The organism is Pseudoalteromonas arctica, assembly GCF_012927645.1.
Classification (GTDB): domain Bacteria; phylum Pseudomonadota; class Gammaproteobacteria; order Enterobacterales; family Alteromonadaceae; genus Pseudoalteromonas; species Pseudoalteromonas arctica_A.
Genome location: NZ_JABBMT010000057.1, coordinates 1 through 5,875 on the forward strand (window position 1 = coordinate 1; position 5,875 = coordinate 5,875).

Genomic DNA, 5,875 nt, shown 5'->3' on the forward strand with positions numbered 1-5,875 from the left:
ATGTGGTACAACAGTAACCGATTGCATTCCTACTTAGGGTATCAAAGCCCAAATGATTTTGAATTTAAAATTAATGAGTTAGAAAAAGTAGCTTAACTAGGGTGACTGAATTTAGTTGACCAGGTCAGGACTTTTAATGAAAACATTTTTTTTACTCATCGTCGCGTTACTTTATTCTTTCCCCACATTAGCCAATAAAGAGTTAGCTCCATCATTCATAACCGTTTTTAATGAAGGTTCACGCATTGAAGTCATAGATTACCTTTCTGATCATATGTCTAAAAGTAGAATTGAAACATACGGTATTGATGCACATGTTGGTGTCTTTTTAAATAGCCAAAACACATTTGGACACTTAGATGTTATAAAGGTTTTACCTCCTAGTAATGGCAATGAAAGGATTGAAGTTATATCTAACAATAATAAATTCAAATACAACCTAATAATAAACAAAGAAAAAGATGCGCCTTATAAAATCAACTATTTTACTTTGCAAAATTCTAAGCCTGAGCATAGCTCCACAAGGTTGATATCACCGAAAGAGCTCGCTCAAGAGCTATCTAGTTTTATTAATAACCTAAGTATTGAAGATGCTTTTTCTGGTTCTGTTTTGGTTGCAAAGGGTAATGATGTAATTTTTACAGGTTCTGTGGGTTATGCAAACAGAACGTGGAAGATAAAAAATAATATTGATACTAAGTTTTCATTGGGCTCTATGAACAAAATGTTCACTGCCATAGCTGCATTGCAACTTATAGAAAAGGGTAAATTAAAATTTGATGACAAGCTTATTCAGTTTGTTGATAAAGACTGGCTACCTAAGGGCGACTCTGATTCTATTACAATTAGGCAGCTTCTCACACATACATCAGGTTTAGGTAATTTTTTTAATGATGAGTTTAATAAAAGTAATAAGGAAGCATACAGAAATTTAGACGCATATAAACCATTAATATCCCAAAGCGAACTTTTATTTGTGCCAGGCTCACGAAACCGCTATAGCAACTCGGGGATGTTGATGCTTGGCTTAGTCGTTGAAAAAGTTAGCGGTCAAAGCTATTACGACTATGTTCAAAAGCATATTTATAATAAAGCTAATATGACCAATTCGGGGAGCTTTGAACTTGACTCTGTTACAGCCAACTTAGCCTCTGGATATTTAAAAAGAATGCATAGTGACCAGTGGGTCGATAGTATTTATGCTAGAGCAATTAAAGGAAGTCCAGCCGGAGGCGGTTTTTCATCAGTTGAAGATTTATATCAATTTGCTATTGCACTGACTGAATTTAGATTACTAGGTAAAAAGTTAACCGAGGATGCTTACACTGAGAAAACTCAATATAATTCTGCTTTTTGGTATGGTTATGGTTTTTCAGTTAGCGGAGAGGAAAATAATCGTGTTGTGGGTCATGGAGGAGCTTATTTAGGCGTAGATTCACGTTTAGATATACACCTTGATAGCGGGTTCGTTGTTGTTATATTGGCGAACCAATCAGATGTGGTCGCACCAGTAAGAAGAAAAATTAATGAGCTAATTAGAAAGTATGGTTCATAAAAATGCTAACAAGTCGCTTAAAGTGGACGTAAAACAGTTGGCTTGCGCTCATTCTTCGCTAATTTTAGCCAACAATTTTGCGCCCGTTAGCGAGGCGTTATATTTCAAATGGAGTCTTTAAGTGAGTCAGCAGGAATTACACTATTTAATTATTTATCAAGATAGGTATTTTGAGATATTAACGGAGTTTTTCCTCTGCATTACAGGCTGTTTGCCACGTGATTTTTCTCCATTGGAGAGCTTCTCTGAGTCAATTCAAGGAATGGCATCTGTTTTAAGAGAGAACCCTAAAAGAGCTGAAAAGTCTATGATGGCTTTTTCAAGTCTCGAAAAAAATCTTAAGAAATTATATTCAGAAGAAGGTGGTAAAGCTTTTAGTGCAGCCAAGAAATTAGATGCATGTAAATTGAACTTGGGAGGGAGTAGTCGCTTTTTACAAACACAGTTAAATGCTACACGTAAATCACTTCTCTATTCTGATACAGTTTTAATTCCAGACCCTGTCATGCCGTGGTTAGAGAAAAAACGTGATGAAGAACAGTTTAATCATGTCATACCCCTTCAAATGGCTTTTTTCATATTGCATTTGTCTGACATTAAAGGTGACGAGTTTGATCTACCGCCATTTATTGTATTTCCAAGCTTTGAAAAATCACTTGAAGAACACGATCAGCAAACGCAAGAAAATAGTGTTCAACTTATCACCGATGTGTTTTCACATTATGTCGATTCAGGTATAGCGCACCCGCAAGATATAATGGAGTTCGCTACAAATCACCCCGACCAATACTTTCAAAAGATAGAAGAGGCAAGACTTTTTGTTTCACCAGGTTCTGAGCCAGGGGAGTCTGTGAAAGTAGAATTAGAAAATTACAAAGCTGAAATGAGGCAGTGGAGGTCAGAAGATTGGTGTAATGAGTTGTTTTCGAATGGTGATGCAAGTGTTGTAACTAATGCGATCTTTGAACGTATTATGCCAAATTATCATTTACTAGAAAATGCAGATGAACTTAGGAGTCATCCATTTCTGTGTGTTAATGCGCAGGCGCATTATTACCAGCTTATTGCAAATATGAAGAATGCATCTGCTGGTGAAGTTGCGTCATTTGACCCATCTACATCAGCAATTTTACAGTCTCTTACATCTAAAAGACTTGATTATTTAGCTAATATTGAAGACTCGCAACTTGTGGCATTGAGAAAGACAGATGAAAATATTGAGTTTAGAAGAGAGTTAAGAGATTTAGTTAACAGCTTACCTAATACCAAGGTCGAAGATTTAGGGTATGTTGCTGCTGAAGTGTGCTCCCATATTGAAAGAGCAATATCGAAACATGAGAAGCAAGTTTCATTATTTAATGATAAATATCAAGCAAAGCATAAATACACAGCTTTAATTGCTTGTGGTACATTAGGTGTAACTATGTTTCCCGTTTTAGCTCCTTTCTTAGGTGCGTTACTTCCCCTTGGTGCGGCTGCAGCTACAGGTAAGTATGTTTCAGATAAACTTGATGAAAAAGCTGAAATTGGACAATTTTCTCACTCCATGATGGGAGTAATTTCGCGAGCAAAAGGGAAGTGAAATATAACAAGGAGCTGCTACGGAAAATTTACTCGCTGGCGCTCCTAAATTTCCGCAGAGCGCAGCGTTATAAGCCTTTTCACTACCGGAGTCATATGAAAATTTTTGCATCATGTATGGAGTGCCTAAAAGAGCTAGGGCATCCATCCTTTGAACCAATATTTGCGAATTACTATGATGAACCTGTTGCTTATATTGAATGTGACAGGGGTCATAAATCAGCATTAATGTTGCAAAGTCAAAAGTTTGAGGTGTTATTAGAGTCCGCGGCAAATGCACTTATAGAAGGCTATACGCTTGAAGCGGCCTCCACATTATCTTCAGCATATGAGCGTTTTTTCGAATTTTCGATTAAGGTTCTATGCTCAAAGCAAGGAGTAAATGAGAAAGAGTTTAATAATACTTTTAAAGATGTATCTAGGCAGTCAGAACGTCAATTGGGTGGGTTTCTATTCTTATATTTACTTGAATTTGGTGAATCTTACGCCCTTGATAAGAAGCTCATCGAATTCAGGAATAAAATCATTCATAAAGGTTATATCCCTACTCCCGATGAAGTGGCTAAATTTGGAGAAAAAGTTTATTCACAAATTTATCAAATTACGCAAAAGTTAAAGTCTAGTTGTGAAGAACATATTCAAAAAGTTGTGATGGCAGACTTATTAGAGAGAAATAGTAAGCTACCATCTAATATGCCACGAGCAACTTCAACAGGGACAATATTCTTTTCGTTAAGCCATGCTGAGTAAAAGGTTAGCTTTAATGAAGCTCTGGCTTCTTACCGTCATTCGCAAGAAGTAATGTTAAACTCAATTCCAAATATGAAAGAGCTTAGCGAATCAATTAAAAATTCTAGTAATTGATCAAAGCGGCTTATAATGTTGTTTTTATAAAAATGACTGAAATGGGTAAAGTTAAGCCTGCGCATCTAAATAAAACCATTGAATATAGTAAAACTAATATCGTCTCATTAGAGTTTAACGAATCAGGTTTAGTAAAGCATATCCGCCGACACCACGGTTAATGTATGCCTAACAAGTCGTTAAAGCAGGACAAATAACAGTTGGCTTTTGCTCCTGCGTCGCTTATTTTAACCAACATATTATTTGCCTCTTAACGAGGCTAGCCGAAAAGGATATCCAGTGAATTTTTATAAAAGCTTTAGTAAAGCAGGCGCACCTGATTTGGATCGCTTCGATTATCAACATTGGCCTTGGCTTTGTTATCCCTAGATTTGATGTTTTTGCCAAGAGCATCAGTCATGTCGCACTTGAAGCGCCTGTATTTGCATATACTCACAGGATTGCTGATATCGTGATCGGAATCTCCATGTGTTTTTTTGCCCTTGGAATACAGCTGACCTCACCCAGTCGCGTTTCTTTTTCCATGGCATCTGTTTTACTGCTTGGTCTCAGCATGATCAGTGCGGGAATTTGGACGTTAGAGACGCCCCTGCACTTACTCTACAACCTGTCAATCTTCATGATTATCGCACCTCTTGCGTTTTTGCTTGAGTTTAAAAACATCATCAAGTCGCCTTCGTTTGAACTTTTTTCAGCAGCAGTGTCGTTTCTGCATGTGTTCATGTTTTGGCTGATTTATGCTGGCTTCATCCCGTCAGAGATTAATGGGTTGGTACAGCGTATGTGGGCCATCCCAACAATGGGTTGGTTTGGCATTGCCGCTTACATGCTAGGTTCGCGGCAGTTTTCGGCTAACAATTCAATGCACGCGACAAGCGCGTGATTGAGGCGTTGGTGCTTTCATAGTATAGGTGTATACTAAAGTAATATGTTGTCGAAAGGTGTTTATGATGAATAAAAAAGTAGAAGCTTACGGTGTTTCAGCTGTGGATAGGCCTAGAGTTAAAGCAACTAAAAGTTTAGATTTATCAGGTGAATCTGGTAAGCAAATTGTGAAATCTGAAGCTAAGTTAGCTTTAAGAACACATAGAAAAACATTTACTAAATTGGCTCACATGTAATGGAAGTAATTTGCTTTCCATTTGAGAGAGTTATTGAAATTAATACTTTTATTTTAGAGAGTGAGCCTGGGATGAAAGGTGTTGTCGATATCCCTAAATTACAAGGTGCTTTGGGTCGAATAGATAATGCAATTATTTACGATGGTTTGGATGATATATTCGAGATAGCAGCTAAATATACATCAAGTATAGCCATAGCTCATGCTTTACCGGATGCAAATAAACGAACAGGGTTAGTTGTTGGCCTTGAGTATTTATCGTTAAATGAATACGAATTAACTACTGATAACGATTTAATGGCTGATGCTGTGAGAGATTTAGTTATCGGAAAAATTAATGAAACTGATTTTGCTGACGTATTGTACGCACAGTATTCTCAAGAAAACTCTAATAATACAAAAACATAATCGGGTAGCCGGGGAGGTCCCTAACCTCCAGCCCCCACACACCACCCATCATGCGCTTTTTATTAGCAGGTAGTGCAATGGGCGGTTCACCTCCCGTAATGAATATTGATCCAAATATCTCTTAGTGACACTAAACCTTTTGACGCTAAATAGTCATTGCCTAGCGCAATGTTTATAGTACCTGTATCTGTTGTTCCGCACCCCTAATTTGAATTAAACCCGCTCATTAAATAGCCACTTGATTTGCTTTTGTAAATAAAAGCTTGACGCAGAACCCTAGGTTTGATCTATTACTCTCTTTTGAGAGCCTAATTTTATGCCTGTTCCTTCTTCTAAAATACTTGACC

6 protein-coding genes are annotated in these 5,875 nt (G+C 37.2%); all 6 read left to right on the forward strand.

What is annotated here, in order from left to right; translation table 11 throughout:
* Window positions 1-136: 136 nt before the first annotated feature.
* The 6 genes from HHO47_RS18535 to HHO47_RS18565 all read left to right on the forward strand — a co-directional run bounded on the left by HHO47_RS18535 (window position 137) and on the right by HHO47_RS18565 (window position 5,528).
* On the forward strand, window positions 137-1,555 hold the full coding sequence (locus HHO47_RS18535; RefSeq protein ID WP_169021632.1) for a serine hydrolase domain-containing protein: 1,419 nt from the start codon (window positions 137-139) through the stop codon (window positions 1,553-1,555).
* A 121-nt stretch (window positions 1,556-1,676) separates the two neighbouring features.
* On the forward strand, window positions 1,677-3,137 hold the full coding sequence (locus tag HHO47_RS18540) for a hypothetical protein (RefSeq protein ID WP_169021633.1): 1,461 nt from the start codon (window positions 1,677-1,679) through the stop codon (window positions 3,135-3,137).
* Between the two features lie 95 nt (window positions 3,138-3,232).
* Window positions 3,233-3,886 (forward strand): hypothetical protein, encoded by a 654-nt coding sequence (locus HHO47_RS18545; protein ID WP_169021634.1) that lies wholly within the window; start codon window positions 3,233-3,235, stop codon window positions 3,884-3,886.
* Window positions 3,887-4,466: 580 nt separating this feature from the next.
* Window positions 4,467-4,883, forward strand: coding sequence for a hypothetical protein (locus HHO47_RS18555; RefSeq protein ID WP_348981678.1), 417 nt, complete (start codon window positions 4,467-4,469; stop codon window positions 4,881-4,883).
* A 64-nt stretch (window positions 4,884-4,947) separates the two neighbouring features.
* Window positions 4,948-5,121, forward strand: a complete 174-nt coding sequence (locus HHO47_RS18560; protein ID WP_432651943.1) for an acetyltransferase — start codon at window positions 4,948-4,950, stop codon at window positions 5,119-5,121.
* Window positions 5,121-5,528, forward strand: a complete 408-nt coding sequence (locus tag HHO47_RS18565) for a type II toxin-antitoxin system death-on-curing family toxin (protein ID WP_169021635.1) — start codon at window positions 5,121-5,123, stop codon at window positions 5,526-5,528. Before HHO47_RS18560 ends, HHO47_RS18565 begins: the two co-directional genes overlap by 1 nt.
* The last annotated feature ends 347 nt before the right edge of the window (window positions 5,529-5,875 follow it).